2 protein-coding genes and 1 other RNA gene are annotated in these 2,462 nt (G+C 34.3%); all 3 read right to left on the bottom strand.

Translation table 11 applies throughout. From position 1 onward, the window contains the following. Positions 1-3: 3 nt before the first annotated feature. Positions 4-361, bottom strand: a transfer-messenger RNA (tmRNA) gene (gene ssrA / locus B2G86_RS12955). Between the two features lie 78 nt (positions 362-439). Then, positions 440-907, bottom strand: a complete 468-nt coding sequence (gene smpB, locus B2G86_RS12950) for an SsrA-binding protein SmpB (RefSeq protein ID WP_078358599.1) — start codon at positions 905-907, stop codon at positions 440-442. A gap of 10 nt (positions 908-917) precedes the next feature. Then, the coding region (gene rnr, locus B2G86_RS12945) for a ribonuclease R (RefSeq protein ID WP_078358598.1) at positions 918-2,462 on the bottom strand (1,545 nt) is incomplete at its 5' end.

Here is a 2,462-nt window from a genome sequence, read left to right as displayed (position 1 = left end):
ATATAATGGAGACGGCGGGAGTTGAACCCGCGTCCAGAGATCCTGATACAAATGTTTCTACGTGTGTAGTCAAGTCTTTATTGTTTCGCGTTGTATCAGGGGGCTGACACCCTATTACAACGCTAGTTTGATTAATCTCTTCTCGTCAGACTTCAAACGGCAGTGACGAGCGTATCCTACTTAAAGTTGAATCACGTTAACAGCACATAGGCGATGCTGTTAGGTGATGCAGAGTGCTATTACGCAGCTACTGCTAAGTTTTGTTGTTTGCCAGTTATTATAACTGTTGTGTTGATGACGAAGACAACCCTCCGACACGCTTCATAAGCTCGGGGACCCCTGTCGAATCCGTAACGTCCCCTCAATAAGAAATATACTTCTTTTTAGCAGAAGTATATTTAATCTTAACAATTTTTTATTGATTTATCAATAAAATTATTTAATATCTTTGTTTCATTGCTCTTTCAACGTCACGTTTTGCTTCTTTTTCTTTCAATGCATGTCGTTTATCATAGTCACGCTTACCTTTTGCTACTCCTAAAAGCACTTTACAGTAACCGTGTTTAATGTAGAGCTTAAGTGGTATTAATGCATACCCTTTTTCTCTTGTAATACCAAAGAGTTTATCGATTTCTTTTCTTTTTAAAAGTAATTTACGATTTCTCAATGGATCATGGTTAAATCTATTTCCTTCTTCGTACGGTGCAATATGCATGTTGTATACGTACATTTCTCCGTTGTAAACACGTGCGTATGAATCTTTTAAGTTTGCACTACCTCGGCGAATGGATTTGATTTCAGTACCTTGAAGGACAATTCCCGCTTCAACCGTATCTTCTATTGTATAATCATGGCTTGCTTTACGATTTTGCGCTAATGGTTTGCTTTGAACTTTTGGCACATCCATCACCTACTTTCTATTTTTTCTTGCCTCTTGCTTTATTTTTTACATTTTTAGCTTTGTAATAAGGCTTTTTGTCTTTGTTATCTTGTCTACCGCCTTGTTTACCTTTTGCTCTGCCTTTTTTATGATGATTAGGCTTGTCACCTTCTTTAGATGTAGTACGTTTTTTGGCTTTGATTGTTTTTTCTCTCGCCAATCGTTCTCTATTTTTCTCAGCTATTGGCATACCTACAACTTGGAAATCTATCATTCTTTCATCAACGTTAACGTTAATTACTTTAACTTCCACTTTGTCACCAATTCTAAATACTTTAGCTTGGCGTTCACCTATAATAGCCATGTTCTTCTCATCAAAATTATAATAGTCATCTGTTAAGTTAGAGATGTGTACCATACCTTCTATTGTGTTCTCTAATTCAACGAACATACCAAAGTTAGCAACAGAACTGATAATACCTGTGAATACTTCTCCTACATGTTGTATCATGTATTCTGATTTCTTCAAGTCGTCTGTATCGCGTTCTGCATCAATTGCTCTTCTTTCACGTTTAGATGTATGTTCAGCTATATTAGGTAACACTTCTTCCCAATGTCTAATATTTTTACTATTCATAGACTTATCGATTAAATATTTACGTATTAATCTATGGACGATTAAGTCAGGATATCTTCTAATTGGTGATGTGAAATGTGTATAATAATCAGCTGACAAACCAAAGTGTCCTAAATTATCTTCACTGTATCTAGCTTGTTGCATACTTCTTAACATTAATGTAGAAATAACCATTTCTTCTTTTTGGCCAGCAACTTCTTGAACAATTTTTTGTAATGTTGATGGATGAATATCTTCACTTGATCCTTTAACAGCAAGACCAAAATTAGCAATAAATTCAAAGAACTTATTTAATCTTTCTGCTTTAGGATTTTCATGGACACGATAGATAAATGGTACTTCAAGTTTACTAAAATGCTCAGCGATTGTTTCGTTAGCAGATAACATAAAGCTTTCGATTAATCTTTCAGCATCATTTCTTTCTCTTACTTTAATGTCAGTTGGTATACCATCTTCATCTACTAATACTTGTGCTTCTTTAATATCAAAATCAATTTCACCACGTCTTTTACGTTTAGCGATTAATTGTTGTGATAATTGTTGAGCTAAATCAAGCATTGGTGTAATTTCAGCATATTGATTTCGGATATCTTGATCTTCATTTTCAATAATAGAATTTACATCCGTATAAGTCATTCTATAATCAGAGTGGATCACACTTTCAAAAATATCATGACTTACCACTTCACCTTGTTGGTTAATTTCCATTCTACAGCTTAAAGTTAGTCTATCTTCATTAGGGTTTAATGAACATATACCATTACTCAATCTATGTGGAATCATTGGAATAACTCTATCTACAAGATAAACACTTGTTGCTCTATCGTATGCTTCATTATCTAATTCACTATTTTCAGTCACATAATAACTGACGTCAGCAATACTAACCGTAAGCTCTGTTAAACCATTATCAAGCGCTTTAATAGATACAGCATCATCTAAGTC

This window comes from Mammaliicoccus fleurettii (assembly GCF_002018435.1).
Taxonomy (GTDB): domain Bacteria; phylum Bacillota; class Bacilli; order Staphylococcales; family Staphylococcaceae; genus Mammaliicoccus; species Mammaliicoccus fleurettii.
Note: the sequence above shows the minus strand (reverse complement) of the source record. Positions and strands in the feature narration are given on the sequence as shown.

Bases quoted from the DNA above. Each gene is read 5' to 3' on its own strand.
- smpB (WP_078358599.1), bottom strand. From the start codon at position 907: ATGGATGTGCCAAAAGTTCAAAGCAAACCATTAGCGCAAAATCGTAAA.